At 37.5% G+C, this 20,571-nt stretch carries 21 protein-coding genes; 2 read left to right on the forward strand and 19 right to left on the reverse strand.

Features of this window, described 5'->3' with window-relative positions; translation table 11 throughout:
• Positions 1 to 34 precede the first annotated feature (34 nt).
• From ACTIEI_RS00880 to ACTIEI_RS00960, 17 genes are all read right to left on the reverse strand, one after another.
• A complete protein-coding gene (locus ACTIEI_RS00880; RefSeq protein WP_439504386.1) occupies positions 35 to 1,429 on the reverse strand; it encodes an NADH-quinone oxidoreductase subunit N in 1,395 nt (464 codons plus the stop codon).
• A gap of 18 nt (positions 1,430 to 1,447) precedes the next feature.
• Positions 1,448 to 2,875, reverse strand: coding sequence for a complex I subunit 4 family protein (locus ACTIEI_RS00885; RefSeq protein ID WP_439504387.1), 1,428 nt, complete (start codon positions 2,873 to 2,875; stop codon positions 1,448 to 1,450).
• A 25-nt stretch (positions 2,876 to 2,900) separates the two neighbouring features.
• Positions 2,901 to 4,850 carry an NADH-quinone oxidoreductase subunit L gene (gene nuoL, locus ACTIEI_RS00890; protein WP_439504388.1) on the reverse strand — a complete coding sequence of 650 codons (1,950 nt, stop codon included), beginning with the start codon at positions 4,848 to 4,850 and terminating at the stop codon, positions 2,901 to 2,903.
• Positions 4,851 to 4,867: 17 nt separating this feature from the next.
• Complete coding sequence (nuoK, locus tag ACTIEI_RS00895) at positions 4,868 to 5,203, reverse strand: NADH-quinone oxidoreductase subunit NuoK (protein ID WP_439504389.1); 336 nt, start codon at positions 5,201 to 5,203, stop codon at positions 4,868 to 4,870.
• A gap of 17 nt (positions 5,204 to 5,220) precedes the next feature.
• Entirely contained in the window at positions 5,221 to 5,724 is a 504-nt protein-coding gene (locus tag ACTIEI_RS00900; protein ID WP_439504390.1) for an NADH-quinone oxidoreductase subunit J family protein, read from the reverse strand.
• 31 nt (positions 5,725 to 5,755) lie between these two features.
• The gene (gene nuoI / locus ACTIEI_RS00905; protein ID WP_439504391.1) at positions 5,756 to 6,295 is read right to left on the reverse strand and encodes an NADH-quinone oxidoreductase subunit NuoI; all 540 of its coding nucleotides are present in this window, start codon (positions 6,293 to 6,295) and stop codon (positions 5,756 to 5,758) included.
• A 43-nt stretch (positions 6,296 to 6,338) separates the two neighbouring features.
• Entirely contained in the window at positions 6,339 to 7,388 is a 1,050-nt protein-coding gene (nuoH, locus tag ACTIEI_RS00910; protein WP_439504392.1) for an NADH-quinone oxidoreductase subunit NuoH, read from the reverse strand.
• A gap of 11 nt (positions 7,389 to 7,399) precedes the next feature.
• The gene (locus ACTIEI_RS00915) at positions 7,400 to 8,497 is read right to left on the reverse strand and encodes a 2Fe-2S iron-sulfur cluster-binding protein (RefSeq protein WP_439504393.1); all 1,098 of its coding nucleotides are present in this window, start codon (positions 8,495 to 8,497) and stop codon (positions 7,400 to 7,402) included.
• Positions 8,498 to 8,504: 7 nt separating this feature from the next.
• Complete coding sequence (nuoF, locus tag ACTIEI_RS00920; protein ID WP_439504394.1) at positions 8,505 to 9,857, reverse strand: NADH-quinone oxidoreductase subunit NuoF; 1,353 nt, start codon at positions 9,855 to 9,857, stop codon at positions 8,505 to 8,507.
• A gap of 4 nt (positions 9,858 to 9,861) precedes the next feature.
• On the reverse strand, positions 9,862 to 10,362 hold the full coding sequence (locus ACTIEI_RS00925) for an NADH-quinone oxidoreductase subunit NuoE family protein (RefSeq protein ID WP_439504395.1): 501 nt from the start codon (positions 10,360 to 10,362) through the stop codon (positions 9,862 to 9,864).
• Positions 10,363 to 10,374: 12 nt separating this feature from the next.
• Positions 10,375 to 11,598: an NADH-quinone oxidoreductase subunit D gene (locus tag ACTIEI_RS00930; RefSeq protein ID WP_439504396.1), complete on the reverse strand. Its 1,224-nt coding sequence runs from the start codon at positions 11,596 to 11,598 to the stop codon at positions 10,375 to 10,377.
• A 10-nt stretch (positions 11,599 to 11,608) separates the two neighbouring features.
• Positions 11,609 to 12,115: an NADH-quinone oxidoreductase subunit C gene (locus tag ACTIEI_RS00935; protein WP_439504397.1), complete on the reverse strand. Its 507-nt coding sequence runs from the start codon at positions 12,113 to 12,115 to the stop codon at positions 11,609 to 11,611.
• Positions 12,116 to 12,118: 3 nt separating this feature from the next.
• Positions 12,119 to 12,709, reverse strand: coding sequence for an NADH-quinone oxidoreductase subunit B (locus ACTIEI_RS00940; RefSeq protein WP_295188770.1), 591 nt, complete (start codon positions 12,707 to 12,709; stop codon positions 12,119 to 12,121).
• Positions 12,710 to 12,776: 67 nt separating this feature from the next.
• Entirely contained in the window at positions 12,777 to 13,178 is a 402-nt protein-coding gene (locus ACTIEI_RS00945; protein WP_439504398.1) for an NADH-quinone oxidoreductase subunit A, read from the reverse strand.
• A gap of 100 nt (positions 13,179 to 13,278) precedes the next feature.
• Positions 13,279 to 15,096 (reverse strand): tetratricopeptide repeat protein, encoded by a 1,818-nt coding sequence (locus tag ACTIEI_RS00950; protein WP_439504399.1) that lies wholly within the window; start codon positions 15,094 to 15,096, stop codon positions 13,279 to 13,281.
• A gap of 32 nt (positions 15,097 to 15,128) precedes the next feature.
• The gene (locus ACTIEI_RS00955) at positions 15,129 to 16,040 is read right to left on the reverse strand and encodes a PstS family phosphate ABC transporter substrate-binding protein (protein WP_439504400.1); all 912 of its coding nucleotides are present in this window, start codon (positions 16,038 to 16,040) and stop codon (positions 15,129 to 15,131) included.
• 2 nt (positions 16,041 to 16,042) lie between these two features.
• Complete coding sequence (locus ACTIEI_RS00960) at positions 16,043 to 16,276, reverse strand: hypothetical protein (RefSeq protein WP_439504401.1); 234 nt, start codon at positions 16,274 to 16,276, stop codon at positions 16,043 to 16,045.
• Between the two features lie 188 nt (positions 16,277 to 16,464).
• On the opposite strand from ACTIEI_RS00960, the gene hisS reads away from it, so the two are divergent.
• Positions 16,465 to 17,832 (forward strand): histidine--tRNA ligase, encoded by a 1,368-nt coding sequence (gene hisS / locus ACTIEI_RS00965; RefSeq protein ID WP_439504402.1) that lies wholly within the window; start codon positions 16,465 to 16,467, stop codon positions 17,830 to 17,832.
• Here the strand turns inward: hisS and ACTIEI_RS00970 are convergent.
• Positions 17,795 to 18,181: a hypothetical protein gene (locus ACTIEI_RS00970; RefSeq protein ID WP_439504403.1), complete on the reverse strand. Its 387-nt coding sequence runs from the start codon at positions 18,179 to 18,181 to the stop codon at positions 17,795 to 17,797. The genes hisS and ACTIEI_RS00970 overlap by 38 nt on opposite strands.
• 78 nt (positions 18,182 to 18,259) lie before the next feature.
• Entirely contained in the window at positions 18,260 to 19,456 is a 1,197-nt protein-coding gene (locus ACTIEI_RS00975; protein WP_439504404.1) for an acetyl-CoA C-acyltransferase, read from the reverse strand.
• Positions 19,457 to 19,498: 42 nt separating this feature from the next.
• Between ACTIEI_RS00975 and rlmN the strand changes: the two genes are divergently transcribed.
• The gene (gene rlmN / locus ACTIEI_RS00980; RefSeq protein ID WP_439504405.1) at positions 19,499 to 20,542 is read left to right on the forward strand and encodes a 23S rRNA (adenine(2503)-C(2))-methyltransferase RlmN; all 1,044 of its coding nucleotides are present in this window, start codon (positions 19,499 to 19,501) and stop codon (positions 20,540 to 20,542) included.
• Positions 20,543 to 20,571: the final 29 nt, after the last annotated feature.

Here is a 20,571-nt window from a genome sequence, read left to right on the forward strand (position 1 = left end):
CCTTTCTACCAACTAGTCTAATTATGAAGAGTGGTTAAAAATAGAACCAATTGAGCACTATTGAAGGAAGAACGCCAACCAATATAATGCCCGCGGCCACCAAAATTAACCCAAACTTGAAACCACTAGTGATTTCACTAGTTTCTGGTTGACCTTCTTTAAAGTACATGGCTTGTATTACTTTGAAATAGTAATATGCACTTACAGCGGCAAATAATACAGCAACAATCACAATCCATAATGGACCGCCAGCTTTAACTACTGAAGCCAACATAAAATATTTTGCAAAGAACCCAGCTGTCAACGGTATTCCTGCTAGAGAAAGAAGGCAAACAGTTGCTACAAATGCTAAAACAGGTTGAGTGGATGCTAACCCATTAAATCCATCAAAAGTGTAATCTTTCACTTTCATCAAAATGGCAAAAAAACCAATGGTAGCCAAACAATAGGCAACCGTGTATAATAAGATTCCCTCTGTTCCTAAATCGTTATTACTATACAAAGCAAATAGCATAAAACCTGCTTGCGCAATACTAGAATAAGCCAACATTCGCTTAATACTACGCTGAAATACCGCAGTAATATTTCCAGCTAATAAAGTAGCTACAATTACAAAAGAGAGTAGAATATTCCAGGTAGGCCCTAACAAATTGGTGTTAGCAGAAAATAGTTTAATAAAGGCAAAAAAGCCAGCTGCTTTAACAATGGTTGCCATAAAAGAAGTGAAAACACTTGGGGCACCATCATACACATCAGGAGTCCAGAAATGAAATGGAGCAGCAGATACTTTGAAACACATCGCTGCAAATAATAAAAGTAAGCCTGCAACTTGTAAAAATGCAGGACCTTGAATGCCAGAAGATGGAGGTAAAGCTCCTGTTCCAACGCTTGCCATCCCAAAAGTTCCTGTAGCTCCATACAACAAAGCAATACCCATTAACATTATGCCTGTTGTAAATGAACCCATCAAGAAATACTTAAGAGATGCTTCATTACTCTTCAAATTATGTTTATCTGAGCCTGTTAAAATATATAATGGAATAGATAAAATTTCAATCCCCAAGAACAACATGAGCATACCATTATAGGAGGTAAGTATTGCAGTTCCGCAAAGCACAAAGAAAATTAATGCATAGTAGTCAGCTGTTTTATTTCCTAACTTCTCAATCTCTGACCCACTTAATAACACAAAAATCAACGTTGCTCCTATAATCAAACTATTAAAAAATAGACCCATTTTATTGAAGTGTAGTAACTCCTTAGTATCTATTTGAATAGAGAAAAACCCATAACTATTCATCAAGTTGACTGTCAATAAAACGAACAATGCAATAATTGCAGTTAAAGTAATGACCGGTTTTTTATTGGTAAAAATGCCTGTAAACATCATTACCACACCAAAAATTGCTGAAAATATAATTGCGTTCATAACTACTAAATCGGTCTTTTACTTTTTTACAAATAATGCAGAAACACTGTCTCCTGTCAGGTTTAACAATGGTTGCGGATATAAGCCAAATACAAGAATAAGCACAACAATAATTACTAAAGCAAACTGCACATTGAATGGCATTTCAGTTGCTTTTTCTGTAGTTGCGTTCAATTCACCATAAATAACTTTCTGTACCATATTCAATGTATATACTGCAGCCAAAATAATACTGATACCTGCAATAGCAGCCATAATCATATTATATTGAAATAAGCCATTAAACATTAAAAACTCTCCAATAAAAGCATTAGTAAGTGGTAATGCAACATTTGCTAATGCCATGATAACTAATAAAATAGCCATTACTGGTGCTTTCTGTGCCAAACCGCCTAGCTGACTCATACTTCTAGTACCTAATTGTTTTTCAATTAAATCTGCAATAATCCAAAGCCCTATTACATTCACCCCATGGCTAAACATTTGAATCATCACTCCATCCATTGCAGTTTGATTATTCGTAAACATGGCAGCACTCATTAAGCCAATATGCGCGATTGATGAATAAGCAATCATTCGCTTAATATCATCTTGGCGTATCGCTATCAATGAAGCATAAAGCATTCCGATAATAGAAAGTACAATTACTAAATTGGCAGATTGAGCTGCAGCATTTGGGAACATTGGTAATAACCATCTGATTACCGCAAATACACCCATCTTTACCATTATACCACTCATTACCATTGTAGTAGCTGTAGGCGATTGTTCATAAGCATCTGGCTGCCAAGTATGAAAAGGAAATATGGGCATCTTTATGGCAAATGCGATAAAGAATAACCAGAACATTATTGTTTCTTGTTGAGTAGTTAATTTAACTGCGTAAAAACTCTGTAATGAAAATGACTGATCAGCAGTGTTAAAGTACATGAATAATAAACCAATCAACATTAAAAGTGATCCTATAAAAGTGTATACAAAGAATTTGAAAGTAACTGCAATTCTTTTTTCTCCTCCCCAAATTGAACAAAGAAAATAAACTGGAATTAATGCTAACTCCCAGAAAAAGTAAAATAATAATGCATCTGACGACAGAAAAACCCCCATCAATCCAGCTTGAGATAATAGCATTAGCGCATAAAAAGCTGAGGCATTCTTATATTCATTATTGTAAACCGCACTAAATATAATTGGGAAAGAAACAGCTGTTAATAAGCTCAGCATTTTACCCATGCCATCTGCTTTTAAACTGATTCTACTACCTAAACTATTTAACCAGGCTGCATCGTATCCAATTGTTCCAGGGGTGAATACCGCAACTAATGCAATAGCAAGTGTTGCCACAGATGCTAGTAAAGCAAATGTTTTGGCAGAAGCACCCTGCTTTAATGAAAATGCAATTAGTCCAGCTACAAGTGGTGTTAATATGAGTAATAAAGTAATCATTATTGCTAGCTACTTAATGAACGAATTAAAATATTTTATTTATTAACTTGATGATAGTGGCATCATTAAACCATATAATGAAAAACACTACCATTGATAAAACCATTACAAGGAGATAGCTTGCAACCTGCCCACTTTGAATCAAGCGCATTTGTCTCGAGCCATAAGCAACCAGTTTGCCTACTCCATTTACTGCTCCATCAATACCCGATTTTTCTACTACATTTTTGAGTAAGCCTGCCAATGCATTCAACGGATTTACTACAATTGCATTATAGCATTCGTCTACATACCACTTATTCATTAAAACCTTACCCAATCCAGTCTCTTCGGTTTCGCTGGCATTGTTGTAGTTCCTATAAGATTTTACTGCAAAGGCAATCACTAAAACAATTAACAAAGTAACCACACCCATCATCAAATACTCTTGTGAATGACTTAAATGGTGCGCTTCTGATAGTTTGGTTGATTCAGCAAAAATAGGTGCTAAGAAATTTTGCAACCAATGCTGATTCTCTGCAAAAACAGCAGGTATTCCAATAAATCCACCTACAACAGAAAGAACTGCTAATACAATTAAAGGAAGGGTCATTGCCGAAGGGCTTTCATGCAAATGGTGTTCTTGCTCATGTGTTCCCCGGAAATTTCCTAAGAACGTAAGCGTATATAATCTAAACATGTAGAAGGCAGTCATCAATGCACCACCCACTCCAATATAATAGAACAACGGATTACTTGAGTAAGCTGCTACTAAAATTTCATCTTTAGAAAAGAAACCAGAGAAAGGAGGTATACCAGCAATTGCTAAGCAAGCCAACAAGAAAGTAATATGGGTAATTGGCATATATTTTTTAAGGTTACCCATCTTACGAATATCTTGTTCATGATGCATGGCATGAATAACAGATCCAGCGCCTAAGAATAATAATGCTTTAAAGAAAGCATGTGTCATTACATGGAATACAGCTCCTGTATAAGCGCCAACACCCAATCCTAAGAACATATATCCTAGTTGACTTACAGTAGAGTATGCCAAGACCTTTTTAATATCATTTTGTTTGAGTGCAATGGTTGCAGCAAAAATAGCAGTAGCCAATCCAACCACAGCAACTAAGGTTTGCGTTGCAGGAGCTAATGAATATAAAATATTGCTTCTGGCAATCATATAAATACCTGCTGTTACCATGGTTGCGGCGTGAATTAGCGCAGATACAGGAGTTGGACCCGCCATTGCATCTGGTAACCAAGTATACAATGGAATTTGTGCACTCTTACCCATTGCACCAACAAATAAAAGCGTGGTAATAATGGTTAGGTCGGCACCAGACAACTCTGCTACCCCAGCAAATACTTCTGTATAATTAACAGTACCTAACTTGAATAGTAAATAGAAAACGGCTAGTAGAAAACCAAGGTCTCCAATACGATTCATAATAAATGCTTTCTTAGCAGCATAGTTATAAACTCCGTTTTTAAACCAATATCCAATTAATAAATAAGAACATAATCCTACTCCTTCCCAACCAATAAACATGATGACGTAGTTGCTACCCATAATTAATAGCAACATCGAAAACACAAATAAATTCAAATAAGCAAAGTAGCGTGCAAAGTGATGTGGTGCTTCATCCTTCATGTAAGCAGTAGAATACAAGTGAATCAAGAAACCAATCCCTGTAATGATTAACAAAAACAATACAGATAGTTGATCTACCTGAAAAGCAAAAGGTATAGTGAATGCTTCTGTTTGAATAAAATTAAACAGGGTTACAACAGAATCGAAAGGTGCTCCTCCGCTGTTTGCTGTAGCTCCATACACATATCCAAATAAATAGCAGGAAGTAAGGAATGATAAGAATATCACCCCAGAGCCTACAAAACCTACGGCAGATTTAGACAAGCGATGCCTACCCAATCCGTTAATCAGGAAACCCAGCAAGGGAAACAATGGTACTAAAAAAGCAATTTTACTCATATACTAAGTTGCGGGTGCTAGTTTTTCAATCGGTTCAAGAAATTAATATCTACAGAATGGGTGTTACGATACATCATTACTATGATGGCCAACCCTACACTTACTTCTGCGGCTGCAACAACCATTATAAAAAATACAAAAAGTTGACCTTCCACGCCAGCAGTACTGGTTGCATTATTTAATAAAGCATTTCCATGATGCATTTTAGAAAATGCCACCAACAATAGGTTAACCGCATTTAACATCAGTTCTACGCACATAAAAACAATGATAGCATTTCGTCTGGTGAGTACACCAATAATCCCTATGCTAAATAAGGCTAATGAAAAATAGATATAATACTGTATTGGCATAGTTGTGTTATTATAAATTAATCTTTTTTACCAATTACCACCGCACCTACCATTGCACTCAAAAAGAGTACACTGCTTATTTCGAATGGTACTACAAAATCACTAAATAAAGCTTTACCCAAGTTTTTAATTAAGCCAATCTCTCCTGTTTTCATCAAGGCAGCTTTTCCTGAAAGCTCAGTTGCTTGCCTAACTAATGAAACCATAACCATCAAAAAACATCCTCCAGATACTACTCCTGCCAATTTCATCGTCCAGTTTTTCCTTGGCTCTGTATCAGCATTTAAATTCATTAACATGATGACGAATAAGAATAATACCATGATGGCTCCTGCATAAACAATCAAATTAACAATGGCCAAAAATTGTGCATTGAGTAAGATATAATGACCAGAAATAGCAAAAAAGACTGCAATAAGCCACAGTACACTATGCACTGGATTCTTACTTACCAGTACCATAATAGCACTAAACAAAGCCAGCGCACTTAAAGAGAAAAATAAAATTTGAATCGTATCCATCTGTTTGATTGTATTAAAACGGGCAAAAATATTAACCTCTTGCAGCACCTCTTGCCGCTGCATACTCTTCAGGAGCTTTATTTTTATCAGGGATTAATAAATCCTCTTTCCCATAAATAAAGCCTTTTCTAGTAAAATTAGCAGGTGCAAAAGTTTCACTTAAGTAAATAGCATCTTTTGGACAAGCTTCCTCACATAAACCACAAAAAATACAGCGAAGCATATTGATTTCATATTTAGCTGCATATTTCTCTTCGCGATACAAATGCTCTTCACCCGGCATACGCTCTGCTGCTTCCATGGTAATTGCTTCAGCTGGACAAGCAACCGCACATAATCCACAGGCAGTGCAATTCTCTCTTCCTTCCTCGTCTCTATTTAGCACATGCAAACCTCTGAAAACAGGACTAAACTCACGTTTTTGTTCTGGATATTGAATAGTAGGTTGTTTCTTAAAAATATGGCTAAAAGTAATAGCCATGCCCTTTACAATATTAGGCAAGTAAAGGCGCTCCATGAATGTCATTGGATCCCTACTCACTTGTTTTGCTCTGTTTGTTAAAGCTTGCATTTATTCTTTAGTATAAAAGGTTCACAAATGTAGAATTTCTATTTTAACCCTGCTGCCATAAAATGACAGCACCTGTTGCCAACATATTCAATAAAGCCAATGGTATTAAACTTTTCCATCCTAGGTTCATTAATTGGTCGTACCTGAATCTTGGAATTGTCCAACGTATCCACATGAAAAGAAATAAGAAAATTACAATCTTAGTTAACAAGGACAATACTCCTAGAATAGCAGCAACATTGGGCGCCAAAGTTGACTCGTCTAAAAACGGAACATCGTATCCGCCAAAATATAAACTGGCCATAACCGCGCTACTCATAATCATGTTCACGTATTCGGCAAAAAGGTAAAAACCCAATTTCATAGAAGAATATTCCTGATGGTAACCCATGTTTAATTCGTTCTCTGCTTCAGGTAAATCAAAAGGAGTTCTATTACATTCAGCCATTGCACAAATGAAAAACAAGATGAAGCCCAAAGGTTGATAGACAATATTCCACCAAGCACCTGGAGCCATTTGTTGATCTACAATAGTCTTTAAACTTAGTGATCCTGAAATCATTAACACCGCAATTAATGATAAACCCATCGCTAATTCATAGCTAATGGCTTGCGATGCTCCACGAAGTGCAGCCATTAAAGAGAACTTGTTATTGGATGCCCAGCCACCAATCATGATGCCATAAACGCCCATACTTACTACACCAAATACATATAAAATACCAATATTAATATCTGCAATTTGCAAGTCAATTTTGCGACCAAATAATTCAACCGAGCTACTCCAAGGAATAACTGCACAAGTCATTAGTGCAGCTGTCATTGCCATAGCAGGTCCTAGAATGAACAAACCTTTACTAGCAGAATTAGGAATAATTTCCTCTTTCATGATGAGCTTTAATCCATCCGCCAATGGTTGTAATAAACCCATGGGACCAGCGCGGTTAGGTCCTGGTCTATCTTGTAATACCGCAGCAACTTTACGTTCTGAAAAAGTGGTGTATAGGGCTATGCCCAAACTAGCAAAAACTATAATCGCAATCAGGATTAGTTTTTCTAGCATCAATATCCAATCTAAGGCCAATAGTGTCATGCTTATGGTAATTAGTCTTTGTTATGGTTAAAGTCAGTTGAATGAGCTGGTCTATCTAATTTACTCAAAGTGATATCAGTTTGGTTAACTTCACTAACACTATGAATATCCATCAACAACTTGGGTTGTCTTCCGGAATGAACTGCCTCAAAAGTTTCTGTTGGTTTATGGGTACCTACTGATCCAGCATAATGGCCTTGTGAGATAACCGAATGGCGGTCAATTAATCTTGGTCCTTCAATTACCCAATCACTGGTTTGCTTTTTATCGAAACGGCAAGTATTACAAATCCAATCTTCTACTTCGCCCCACTGATCTTTTCTTGCAGTGACCCTATATACTTCATCCCCTCTATTCCACAAGGTAACTTTACCGCTACAAGTTGGGCAATCTCTATGCGCGTCTACTGGCTTTAAGAACCAAACACGATTTTTAAATCTAAAAGTTTTATCGGTTAATGCGCCCACCGGACAAACGTCAATTACGTTTCCAATGAATTCATTGTCTAAATTCTTTTCAATATAAGTTGCAATTTCAGCATGATCGCCTCTGTCTAAAACGCCGTGTTCTCTTTTGCCAGTTAATTGGTCAGCAGTAAATACACAACGATAACAAAGAATACAACGCGTCATATGCAATTGAATCTTATCGCCTAAATCGTGTTTCTTAAAGGTCCTACGTTGAAACTCATAACGAGTACCCGCTTTACCATGCTCGTAACTCAAGTCTTGTAAATGACACTCGCCTGCCTGATCACAAACAGGACAATCTAACGGATGATTAATTAATAAAAATTCTACCACCCCATTGCGCGCATCAATCACACGATCACTGGTAATATTCTTTACTTCCATTCCATCCATCACCGTGGTTCTACAACTTGCAACCAATTTAGGCATTGGCCTAGGATCTTTTTCTGAGCCTTTGCTTACCTCTACTAAACAGGTTCTACATTTACCACCACTGCCTTCGAGCTTACTGTAATAACACATTGCAGGGGGAGCAACATCTCCGCCAATCTTACGCGCTGCATTTAAAATGGAAGTTCCCGCGGGTACTTCTACCGTGATATTATCGATGGTTACTTTAAATAATGGTTGTTCAGACATAACTTAATTAAGCTGGTACATGAATAGGATCTGCATAATGCGCCAATCCATAATTTCTTTTTTGTGCTTCTTCCGGATGAGTTACATGCCATTCAAATTCATCTCTAAAATGTCTTATGGCAGCAGCTACAGGCCATGCAGCAGCATCCCCCAACGGACAGATGGTATTCCCTTCTATCTTACGTTGAATATCCCATAACAAATCAATATCACTCATCTTACCTTTTCCGGTATCAATGTTTTTTAAAATCTTTTCCATCCAACCTGTTCCTTCTCTACAAGGTGAACACTGACCACAACTCTCGTGTCTATAAAAACGGGCCAAAGTATACGTGTTCTTAACAATACACTGGTCTTCATCTAACACAATAAAGCCGCCAGAACCCATCATTGAACCTGAAGCAAAACCACCATCACTCAAACTTTCGTAGTTCATGTAACGGGTTTCACCCTTGGCAGTTTTGAGTAAAAGATTAGCTGGCAAAATAGGAACAGATGATCCACCCGGAATACATGCTTTCAATCTTTTTCCATTCGCAATTCCACCACAATATTCATCTGAATAAAGAAACTCTTCTACTGAAAGGGTCATTTCAATTTCATACACACCTGGCTTATTAATATTACCACAAGCAGAAATTAATTTGGTTCCGGTAGAACGACCTACCCCAATTTTAGCGTACTCATCTCCACCCATATTAATGATAGGAACCACGGCTGCCAAGGTTTCTACGTTGTTTACCACTGTAGGTCTTTTCCATAAACCTTCAATAGCAGGGAACGGAGGTTTAATTCTTGGATTACCTCTTTTACCTTCTAAAGATTCAATCAATGCAGTTTCTTCTCCACAGATATAAGCACCTGCGCCTCTTTGAACAAAAATTTCACAGTCGAATCCAGTACCTAAAATATTTTTACCTAAAAAGCCAGCTGCTTTAGCTTCATCAATTGCTTGTTCTAAAATATCTACAATCCATGCATATTCTCCACGGATATAGATATAGGTATCATTGCTTCCTAAGGCAAAAGAAGAAATGATTAATCCCTCAATTAATAAGTGAGGTAAAAACTCCATCAAGTAACGGTCTTTAAAAGTTCCTGGCTCACTTTCATCAGCATTACAAACCAAGTGACGAGGAACGCCTTCTGGCTTTGCAATAAAACTCCACTTCATTCCCGCAGGAAAACCAGCACCACCTCTACCACGAACACCACTCTTTTTTACTTCCTCAACGATGGCAGCGGGATCCATTTGCTTAAGCGCTTTTTCAACCGCTCGGTATCCGCCTTCTTTGCGATAAGTTTCAAAGAAACGAATCCCAGGTACATGCGCTTTATCTAATAATAATTTTACACCCATATTCTTAATTATTTATGGCAGCATTTTTTCTGCACTCATCAATAATGGCGTCAACTTTTTCTTTGGTCAAATGCTCCCGATAATGTTTACCTAATTGCATCATTGGCGCATAACCACAAGCACCAAGGCATTCCACCGTTTTTAAGGTGAACATACCATCTGTAGTAGTTTCCCCTGGTTTGATGCCCAATTTGGTACCGATATATTCTATAATATCATCCGACCCATTAATCATACAAGGGCCTGTTTGACAAACTTCAAATAAATGCTTACCAATTGGCTTTAGATTATACATACTGTAAAAAGTAGCAACCTCGTACACTTCAATAGGACTAATCTGCAAGAGTTCTGCAACATAATCCATGGTTTCGGCACTCAACCAACCACCAAAGCTATCTTGTGCTAAATGCAATACAGGTAGTAAAGCACTTTTTTGTTTGCCTTCGGGATAGCGAGCCACCAAGCGGCTAAACTCTTTCAGTTGTTCATCATTAAACTTACTCATACGGTCAAATTATTATGCATCCAATTCACCTGCAATCAGGTTTAAACTACTCATGGTTAAAATGGCATCCGATAACATACTGTTTTTTACCAACTCAGGATATGCCTGATAGTAAATAAAACAAGGCCTGCGGAAATGCAATCTAAAAGGAGTTCTTCCTCCATCACTAATCATATAGAAACCTAACTCTCCATTACCCCCTTCCACAGATTGATAGACTTCTCCCTTAGGCATATCTACCTCACCCATAATTATTTTGAAATGCCAAATCAATGCTTCCATTTTAGTGTACACATCTTCCTTCTTTGGCAAATAGTATTCAGGAACATCCGCATGGTATATTTCGGCTTCTGCACCTTTAAACTCTTGTATTTTATTGTAAGCCTGTTGTATGATTCGCATACTCTGCCACATTTCTTGATTACGAACTAAGAAACGATCATAGTTATCGCCAGTTTTACCAACAGGAATCTCAAAATCAAAATCTTCGTAGCTACTGTATGGGCTATGTACACGCACATCATAATCTACCCCAGCAGCACGTAAATTTGGACCAGTAAATCCATAATTTAGTGCGCGTTCGGCACTGATAGGACCACCGCCAATCGTGCGTTCCATAAAAATTCTGTTACGTGTTAAAAGACTCTCTAACTCACCCAAGGCAACAGGGTATTCTTTTAAGAATTTCTCGAGTTTCGTAAACGCTGTATTTGTGAAATTCCTTTCAAAGCCGCCAATACGCCCAATATTAGTAGTAAGACGGGACCCACATACTTCTTCATATATTTCATAAATTAATTCACGGTATTGCATTACATACAAAAAGCCAGTAAAAGCTCCAGCATCAACACCCACAATAGAATTACAAATTAAGTGATCGGCAATTCTAGCCAACTCCATAATTATCACACGCAAGTAATCTACTCGCTTTGGCGTTTGAACACCTAATAATTTTTCGCAGGTTAAGTGCCATCCCATATTGTTAATGGGGCTGCTACAATAATTCAAGCGATCGGTAATTGGTGTGATTTGATAGAGTGGCCTTCTCTCTGCCAACTTTTCAAAAGCGCGATGAATATAGCCTACGGTTTGTTCACTAGAAACAACCCTTTCACCATCTAACTCCATAATATTTTGGAATACCCCATGCGTTGCCGGATGGGTAGGTCCTAAGTTGATGGTAGTGGTTTTCCGCTCAATGGCGTCTTCTGCTAATGTTATATTATGATCACTCATATTTTTATTTTTATCCGCGTCCAAACATTTCGTCGTCCTTGTCAATTCTGGTTTGATCTTCAAGAGGGTATTCTTTTCTTAGGGGGAAATAATCCATCTCATCCACATTTAGAATGCGCTTTAGATTGGGATGCCCCACAAAATTGACCCCAAAAAAATCATAGGTTTCTCTCTCCATCCAATTGGCAGAAGAGAATAACTGAGTTGCTGTAAAAACATCAGGTGTAGCAACAGGGGTAAATACTTTGAAACGAAGACGGGTATTTTCTACTAGATTGTGTAAATGATAAACTACCGCTAATTCCCTGTTAGTGCTTTCAGGATAGTTTACTGCACACAAATCAGTTAAGAATTGAAAGCTTAAACTAGGCTCATCATACAAGTATTGCAATACTTTTAGATTTAGCTCTTTGGGTGCCTCAAAGCAAAGCATACCATAAGTGTCTTCAAAGTTGAAGACCTGGTCTCCAAACTTTTCAGTTAGTTTTTGCTGAATATATTCGTTGCTAATTGCCATATACTATTGTATTCCGTAACCGTTCAATAATGCTTTATAATGATCGCTATTTCTTCTTCTGATACTTTCTTGACCCACTAATTCCTGAATCTTCATGAATCCATCTAAAATAGCTTCAGGCCTAGGAGGACATCCTGGAACATAAACATCTACCGGAATTACCTGATCAATTCCTTGCAATACACTATAAGTATCAAATATACCCCCACTAGATGCGCATGCCCCAACCGCAATCACCCAACGTGGTTCTGCCATTTGCAAATATACTTGACGTAGAACTGGTCCCATTTTTTTAGCGATGGTTCCCATCACCATTAATAAATCGCACTGACGAGGTGAGTGGCTCATTCTTTCAGCGCCAAAACGAGATAAATCGTAGTGAGAAGCAGCTGTTGCCATAAATTCAATACCGCAGCAAGAAGTTGCATAAGGCATTGGCCAAAGTGAATTCTTACGCGCCAAACCCACCACATCACTCAATTTAGTGGTAAAAAATCCATCACCACCATAGCCATCAGGTGCATCAACATAAGTAACAGAATCAGCAATATTTGCCTCTATCGGATGAATATTATATCTAACTGGACGTGACATATTCCTTTATATTAAAAGTTTAAGACCTATTGATTAATCAAACAGATACCGCAACATTTAGTTCGGTTTAATCTTCCCACTTTAATGCACCTTTTTTAATGATATAGGTGAATCCAATCAAGAAAAATCCTACAAACATCACCACAGCAAGGAATCCATTCCATCCAAGCTCACGGAAATTAACCGCATACGGATAAAAGAAAATAACTTCTACATCAAAAAGAACAAATAAGATGGCTACCAGAAAGTACTTGATTGCCATGGGCTGACGAGCATTACCATGTGATTCAATACCACTGGTAAAGTTTTCTAATTTATCCGCAGTTTTACGCTTTGGACCTACCCAAGAGGAAATTCCAATCATGGTAGCCACAAAACCTGCAGCAAAAATTAACTGAATCGCAATTGGCAGATAATTAGATGCCGAATTGGAAGCACTAGCGTCTAACAAAGTGTATAAAGTACTCATAGCTCTGTTTAAGTCCGCAAAAATACGCTAGTAATAGATATAAAAGAAAAACTCCTCAATTTGAGGAGCTTTTTCTTTAAGTTAATTTTAAAGCAAGTACTTAGCTACCAGTTTTAGCGCCAGCAGCATTGCCTTTTGCACCAGGATTAGAGTAATAATCAATATTTTTCTGAATTGTAGCTTTTACATCTTGTGCAAATTTGTTGTTTTCCTCACCAGCTGTAGGATATAAAACCAACATTTTATCTGCAACAGCTATTGCTTTTTGACAAGTAGCTAAAAATTCTTCAACTGCTGGTGATTTTTCTCCTTTAGTCGTAACCTTAAAGTCTGGACGCTTTTTGATTTCATTAAACAAGTTCACATAGTAATTTATCTTAAAGTATTCATCTAAGAAAATAGCTTTTCTATGTTTTTCTAAATCTACTTTTGCGTAAACCGAATCCAAATAATCCAAATTACTAATGATTAAAGCGGTATCAGTTCCTAAAGCCATGGTAGCTCTTTTAAAGAAGCTATATGGTTGTGGCTTTTCAGGATGAGCAGCCATATAGGGTTTAGCAAACTCGATTACTTGGCTATATGCTTTCGCATTGAAAGCAGAAGAAGTCAACTTGTAATGATCAAATTCGGTTAATTCACCTTTCATTTGCATACCACGCTTCATCCAGTTGACACGCTTCATCCAGTTGAGTTGTGCATTATAAGATTTTGCTTTACCAAACATATCGGCTGCAGCATTAATCAGGGCAATTTGATTGGCTTTAACGGTATCTACCATTAAGGCTTTCTCAATATAGCTTGCTGCTACCGCCTCACTTCCAGGAAACTTGGTTAACACTTCAACTCCTAATTTGTAATCAGAAGCCTGTACCTCAGTAGCAGGTGCAGTTGCAAGAAATTCTTCAATGTATTTTTTAGAAGACAAAGAATCTCCTTTCCTTAAATAGTTATAAGCATACACCACTCCTAATCTTGGAACAGCTTTTAAACCAACTGCAGCATCTAGTTCTTTGGCTTTTGCTAAAGACTCGTCATATTTACCCGCACGGAATAAATAATCTGCTTGATACAATTCATTTCTTGAATCCTTATCAGCAGTTTGAACATATTGATCTAAATAACCCTTAGCTCTGGTAACATCTTTTTCAGAATAATATAGATACAATGCATAATATACAGGAGGAAATGCTGGATCTGCTGTTTTAGCATTATCAAAATATTGGTTAAACAACTCCTCATTGTTTTGGCTCTTGTAGATAATACCAATTCTAAACATAGCTAATGCGCTCTTAGGATCACGCGAAATGGCTTCTGTGTAAGCTTTTACGGCTTCTCCTCCATTTTCACCACCCAATTTCTGATAGCTAATACCCATGTAGATATAAATATCTGGGTTTACCAAATCAATAGCTGCAGCTTGCTTTAGCTTGTCTATACCATACATAGGATCACCCATTTTACTATCTCCATCAGCATTGGCACGACCAATGGCAGTAAGGATTCCAGCGTTAGGCTTTCCTTTGTTTTTTCCTTTTGTTTCAGTGGTTGCAGTAATAGCTTGTTCAAACTTTTGCTTAGCTGAGTTAAGGTCTCCACCTTCGCGTAATTCTACATGACCCATTCCAACTAACAACCAAGCATCACTGCCCAATTCTTGTAAACCTTTTTGATATAACGCTTTTGCAGCAGCCACATCTTCCTTAGACACTTCAATACCGTTGCCGGCTAGAAATGCTTGACCTAACCAATAAATGGCTTGAGGGTCTTTTGAATTGGCATCATAGTTTTTTTGCAGTACTTCTTTTGCACTCTTGTTTTTTTCATAATGCAACAGCTTTATGCCTTCGGCAACTTGTGCCGTTAAGCACTGTACAGCAAATACAGCTGCAAACATCAAAGCAACAGACTTCTTCATGTTCTCTCTTTTTTATAGTTGTTTTGTTATTCCTATTTTATACTACCCTGTCTTTTATGAAAAGCCATTTTAGCCGGAGCTAAAAAAGATCTTCGAAATATTAATTGTCCTCTTTCTAAACTCATGAAATTCATGAACCCAGTTCCTAAACCAGCATGATTCTCTTTTAACACATAAAACAAAGGCCGTGCCAAAGGGTACTGGCCATAAGTTATGGTTGATTGAGAAGGTTTTGCAAACATGCCTTTTTCTAAACAGGCCGTACACTCTACCCTAGCCAATCTAATTTTTTTCAAATATGCTTGTTGTTGTTCGTCGTATGAATCACCGATCCAACTCATCCCAACAAACCCAATCACATCCGTCCTTGAAGTAACTATTTCAATTACTTCTTTACTACTATTCGCAGCTACTACATTGGTTCCAAAATTTCCACCTTTCAACACACTGTCTTTTAAATATCGAACCGTACTTGTAGCAGATTTTCCATCCATTACTGCAGTAATATTATGCTTGCCACTCAAAATATCTTTTACATCTTCGAATGTAAATATGCTGTCAGTTGCATTGTTGTTAACAATTAAAGCTACCGCATCATAAGCCAATTCTGCATACTGCGGATTGTAAGATAAGGTGGATTTATAAAATGCTGCTTCTTTTTCGTCTAATCCTCTAGCAACAATAATCATTCGCGTACTGTCGTTTTGCAAATCACGAAAGCAATCTGCTTCTGACTTGTACGATGCAATGATATTAGCTTTAGGAAATGAAGACCGATGCACTTTAAGCTGCTCTTCAATTACAGGCTTAAAGCTTTCGTCTACACTTATACGAATCGTTCCCTCTTCGGTATTATCTTGAATAGCATTTTTTGATTCTTTAGAATCACAAGAAACAAAGAGCAAAGCAAACAACAAGCAACTAACCCAACTACACTTCATCATAACTAATAATCTTGCTTTATGCCTCTATACAATCTGAATGCGCCATACAGTAAACAGATACTACCAAACAAATTACGGTAAATCGGTTCTGCAGTAAACACCAAATCCATTCCCAATTTTTCTATAAAAAACACCGCCAATCCAACACCCAAAAACAATATCGACATAGAAATATCATAGATCCTTCTAAAGACACTGTACCGTTTTTGGTTTCTTTCTCTTAACGTATTTTCCATACAATCACTTTACGGGATGGGCAATTTAGTAAATATTTTACGTGAGATGCCCGAAAATTAAAAATCCATAAAAACTTTCCTTAAAATTTACTTTTAAACTAATGACTGTTAGCCAAAAACCGCTCGAAATAAGACCTCAAAGGATAGCTAAAGGATAATTACCACACAAACGTTAAATTTGCGGCCTTATGAGCAACAAACCAGCTATACCCCAAGGAACCAGAGATTTCAATGCCGCCGTTGTACAAAAACGTAATTATATTTTTCAAACTATACGAACTGTTTTTGAATTGTATGGATTTCAGCCATTAGAAACTCCTGCAATGGAAAATCTAGATACCCTAATGGGCAAATATGGCGAAGAGGGAGATAAATTGATTTTTAAAATACTCAATAACGGATTAGACAACCCAGCCAAACAAGAACAAATTGTAGCCGATTTTAATAAAGTGCTGGAAGGTAAAAATACCAAGGGGATTACAGAGCGGGCACTTCGTTACGATTTAACCATACCATTTGCCCGCTTTGTTGCTATGAATTTTGGTCAATTAACCATGCCTTATAAAAGATACCAAATTCAACCAGTTTGGAGAGCAGACAGACCTCAAAAAGGAAGATACCGAGAATTCTACCAATGTGATGCGGATGTGGTAGGTAGTAATAGTTTATTAAATGAAGTTGAGCTGACTGCAATATACGCCACTGTTTTTGAACGCTTGAATTTGCCGGTAGAAATTAGAATCAATAGTCGAAAAATATTAGCAGGTTTAGCAGAATTATGTGGTAGTCAAGATTTACTAGTACCTATTACAGTTGCTATTGATAAATTGGATAAAATAGGAATTGAAAAAGTTAAAGAAGAATTATTACAAAGAGGAATTAACCAGGCTCAAATATCCATTATTGAAAAATACCTATCTATTGATGGAGCCAATGAAGTAAAAATTGAGCAACTAAAACAGTTGATGGGAAACAATCCTACCGCTATAAAAGGCATTGAAGAATTGGAATATATTATAGCCTATCACTCCGACAAATACAGTTCCAAATTATTAGTTGATTTTACTTTGGCAAGAGGCTTGAATTATTACACGGGTGTGATATTTGAAATCAAAGCCATTGGCGCACAAATGGGAAGTATTGGGGGCGGTGGACGCTACGATGATTTAACTGGTTTATTTGGTGTTCCGAATATTCCTGGGGTTGGAATCAGTTTTGGCGTAGATAGAATTTATGACGTGATAGAAGAACTACAATTATTTCCTGAAGCAGTACAAAAAGGAACCAAAGTATTGTTCTTTAACTTGGGTATTGAAGAAAGCAAAAAGGCTTTTAACTTGATGCAAGCACTTCGCGAAACTGGTATTGCCACTGAATTGTACCATGAGCAAAGCAAGTTTGATAAACAATTCAAATATGCAGAAAAAAAACAAGTTCCTTTTGTTGTCATCATCGGCAGTACCGAATTAACAGAAGGAACTTGTATTATAAAAAATATTGTAACCGGAGAGCAGAAAACTATTTTACAACAGGAGCTGACAACACAACTTTTTTAGCGGACAAAAAATAAGTTGAGCTGGGCTCTTTTGTACCCACCAACTCATAACCCATGGCTAAGATAGTTACTCCTGTCACTTTCTTATTTCCGTCACGAGTAAACTTTGCAGTTCCCTGAAATTGAGTGATTACGTAAACATCTTCAGCAGACTTTTCTAATGTGGAAGAACCAGCTTGAGAGTTCATCATTAATACGCCGTTTTCTAATACAACAGTAACTTCGGAGACAGGACTTCCCTCCGCAAATTTGTATTTACCAACTAATTGATTTACGGTTGTATCTGTTTGTGCGTTGGTAGCGCTTATAAATCCAACCAACATGAGAGTGAACAAAAGCATTTTTTTCATTGTCAAAAACATTTTATGTAATACAAATTACGCAATTCGGAAATAATGGTTCAAACCTTTTATCACAATTAAGCTTTATTAAAGGCCTTCATAAATAATGGCCGCCCCCTGTCCTACCCCCACACACATGGTTGCTAGTCCATATTTTGTTTGAGTTCTATGCATCTGGTGGAGCAAAGTTGCCGAAATACGCGCCCCCGAACAGCCCAATGGGTGTCCTAATGCAATAGCACCGCCATTTACATTAACGATTGATTCAGGTAAGCCAAGGTCTCTCATACAAGCAATGCTTTGCGAAGCAAAAGCTTCATTTAATTCTACCAAACCCAATTGGCTAATCTGTAACCCAGCTCTTTTCAATGCTTTTTGCGATGCTGGAACAGGACCGATACCCATGATAGCGGGGTCTACGCCAGCAACAGCCATACTACTAATACGAGCAATGGGTTGAAGGTTAAACAATTTAACCGCTTCTTCGCTTGCCAACAATACTGCAGCCGCCCCATCATTAATTCCAGAAGCATTTCCCGCAGTTACTGTTCCCTCTTTAATAAACGCTGGTTTTAAGGTAGCCAGTTTGTCTAAACTTGTTTTCCGAGGATGTTCATCTTTATTCACCCAGCTTACCATTCGATCAACTAACATTTCTACGGCCACTATTTCATCGTTCCATAAACCAGCAGCTTCTGCAGCAAAATACTTTTCTTGAGAATTAAACGCAAATTGATCCTGTTCTTCTCTACTAATTCCCCATGTTTTTGCCACATTTTCTGCGGTTTCACCCATTGTGTAAGGATGATATATTGCAGACAATTTAGGATTGATAAAACGCCATCCAAAACTGGTATCATAAGTTTCTACTTTTCTACTCCAGGCAGCATCTGCTTTGGCCGTTACAAATGGAGCCCTAGTCATGCTTTCTACCCCACCGGCTATGTATAATAAACCTTCTCCACATTGAATGGCTCTTGCAGCATCCATAATGGCCTGTAATCCACTTGCACAAAGCCTATTTACAGTGGTACCAGCCACTGTTGTGGGTAATCCAGCTAATAAGGCAGCCATTCTGGCTACATTTCTATTGTCTTCTCCAGCCTGATTGGCCGCTCCGGCAATTACATCTTCTATGGCCGTAGGATCTATGCTGGGATGGCGTTCTACCAAAGATCGAATGACAGTAGCCAAGAGATCATCTGGTCTTACCGAACTCAGTTTTCCGCCAAAACGCCCAATTGGCGTACGCACTGCATCAATGATATAGCAAGCTTTACTCATATAGAATGGTTGAGGCTGCAAGATATAAGTTATCTTTGCAGAATGAGTGCCTCTTTACCCAATATTCGCCACCAAAGTCAACAAGATTTGGAAACTTACTTCGAAAGTATTGGCGAAAAAAAATTTAGAATCAAACAGGTGCAGGAATGGATATGGCAAAAGCATGCCCACAGTTTTGATGATATGAGTAATCTTAGCAAAGAACTGCGGACTAAAATGGCTGCCGATTTTTCCCTGCCGGCTTTACGTGTAGATGCAACCCAATACAGTAATGATGGAACCGTTAAAAGTAGATTTAAAACTTTTGATGGCCACTTAATTGAGGGGGTATTGATTCCTACAGACGATAGAAAAACTGCTTGTGTATCTTCTCAAATTGGTTGCAGTTTAAGTTGTAAGTTTTGTGCAACGGGCTATATGGAGCGGAAAAGAAATTTGACTTACGATGAAATTGTTGACCAAGTAGTATTGATAAACCAACAGAGTGAACAGGTATTCGAAAAAAAATTAACCAATATCGTATTCATGGGAATGGGCGAACCATTACTCAATTATAATAATGTGTTAAAAGCCATCGAACGCATTTCTGCAAAAGATGGGTTGTTCATGAGCCCTAGAAGAATCACTGTTTCTACGGCTGGTGTTGCCAAACAAATTAGAATGCTCGGAGACGATCAAGTCAAATTTAAATTGGCATTGTCTTTACATGCACCCAATGATGCCAAGCGCAATCAAATTATGCCCATCAATGAAACCAATAATATCAAGGTTTTAACAGAGGCATTAAATTATTTTTATAAGAAAACGGGTAATGAAATTACCCTTGAATATATTTTGTTTAAAAACCTAAACGACTCTGCAAAAGATGCAGAAGAGTTAACCAAAGTATTTAGACAAATACCAGCAGATTTAATCAATATCATTGAATACAATAGTATTGATGCGTTTAAATTTACCAAACCCGACGAGGAAGACACCCAAATATTCATGGATATTCTTGCTGCAAATAAAGTAAATGCAAGATTAAGAAGAAGTAGGGGTAAAGATATTGATGCTGCATGTGGTCAATTAGCAAATAAAGGCTAACATAAAATATATTTAATAATAAATCCTGT

This window comes from Sediminibacterium sp., assembly GCF_051860225.1.
Lineage (GTDB): Bacteria > Bacteroidota > Bacteroidia > Chitinophagales > Chitinophagaceae > Sediminibacterium.

What these genes read in the sequence shown, in the direction of transcription:
- ACTIEI_RS00880 (WP_439504386.1), bottom strand. Translation starts at nt 1,429, where the DNA reads ATGAACGCAATTATATTTTCAGCAATTTTTGGTGTGGTAATGATGTTT.
- ACTIEI_RS00945 (WP_439504398.1), bottom strand. Translation starts at nt 13,178, where the DNA reads ATGAGTACTTTATACACTTTGTTAGACGCTAGTGCTTCCAATTCGGCA.
- ACTIEI_RS00915 (WP_439504393.1), bottom strand. Translation starts at nt 8,497, where the DNA reads ATGTCTGAACAACCATTATTTAAAGTAACCATCGATAATATCACGGTA.
- ACTIEI_RS00930 (WP_439504396.1), bottom strand. Translation starts at nt 11,598, where the DNA reads ATGAGTGATCATAATATAACATTAGCAGAAGACGCCATTGAGCGGAAA.
- nuoK (WP_439504389.1), bottom strand. Translation starts at nt 5,203, where the DNA reads ATGCCAATACAGTATTATATCTATTTTTCATTAGCCTTATTTAGCATA.
- rlmN (WP_439504405.1), top strand. Translation starts at nt 19,499, where the DNA reads ATGAGTGCCTCTTTACCCAATATTCGCCACCAAAGTCAACAAGATTTG.
- ACTIEI_RS00900 (WP_439504390.1), bottom strand. Translation starts at nt 5,724, where the DNA reads ATGGATACGATTCAAATTTTATTTTTCTCTTTAAGTGCGCTGGCTTTG.
- ACTIEI_RS00935 (WP_439504397.1), bottom strand. Translation starts at nt 12,115, where the DNA reads ATGGCAATTAGCAACGAATATATTCAGCAAAAACTAACTGAAAAGTTT.
- nuoL (WP_439504388.1), bottom strand. Translation starts at nt 4,850, where the DNA reads ATGAGTAAAATTGCTTTTTTAGTACCATTGTTTCCCTTGCTGGGTTTC.
- ACTIEI_RS00925 (WP_439504395.1), bottom strand. Translation starts at nt 10,362, where the DNA reads ATGAGTAAGTTTAATGATGAACAACTGAAAGAGTTTAGCCGCTTGGTG.
- ACTIEI_RS00975 (WP_439504404.1), bottom strand. Translation starts at nt 19,456, where the DNA reads ATGAGTAAAGCTTGCTATATCATTGATGCAGTGCGTACGCCAATTGGG.
- nuoH (WP_439504392.1), bottom strand. Translation starts at nt 7,388, where the DNA reads ATGACACTATTGGCCTTAGATTGGATATTGATGCTAGAAAAACTAATC.
- ACTIEI_RS00970 (WP_439504403.1), bottom strand. Translation starts at nt 18,181, where the DNA reads ATGAAAAAAATGCTTTTGTTCACTCTCATGTTGGTTGGATTTATAAGC.
- ACTIEI_RS00885 (WP_439504387.1), bottom strand. Translation starts at nt 2,875, where the DNA reads ATGATTACTTTATTACTCATATTAACACCACTTGTAGCTGGACTAATT.
- nuoI (WP_439504391.1), bottom strand. Translation starts at nt 6,295, where the DNA reads ATGCAAGCTTTAACAAACAGAGCAAAACAAGTGAGTAGGGATCCAATG.
- ACTIEI_RS00955 (WP_439504400.1), bottom strand. Translation starts at nt 16,040, where the DNA reads ATGATGAAGTGTAGTTGGGTTAGTTGCTTGTTGTTTGCTTTGCTCTTT.
- ACTIEI_RS00950 (WP_439504399.1), bottom strand. Translation starts at nt 15,096, where the DNA reads ATGAAGAAGTCTGTTGCTTTGATGTTTGCAGCTGTATTTGCTGTACAG.
- nuoF (WP_439504394.1), bottom strand. Translation starts at nt 9,857, where the DNA reads ATGGGTGTAAAATTATTATTAGATAAAGCGCATGTACCTGGGATTCGT.
- ACTIEI_RS00940 (WP_295188770.1), bottom strand. Translation starts at nt 12,709, where the DNA reads ATGTCACGTCCAGTTAGATATAATATTCATCCGATAGAGGCAAATATT.
- ACTIEI_RS00960 (WP_439504401.1), bottom strand. Translation starts at nt 16,276, where the DNA reads ATGGAAAATACGTTAAGAGAAAGAAACCAAAAACGGTACAGTGTCTTT.
- hisS (WP_439504402.1), top strand. Translation starts at nt 16,465, where the DNA reads ATGAGCAACAAACCAGCTATACCCCAAGGAACCAGAGATTTCAATGCC.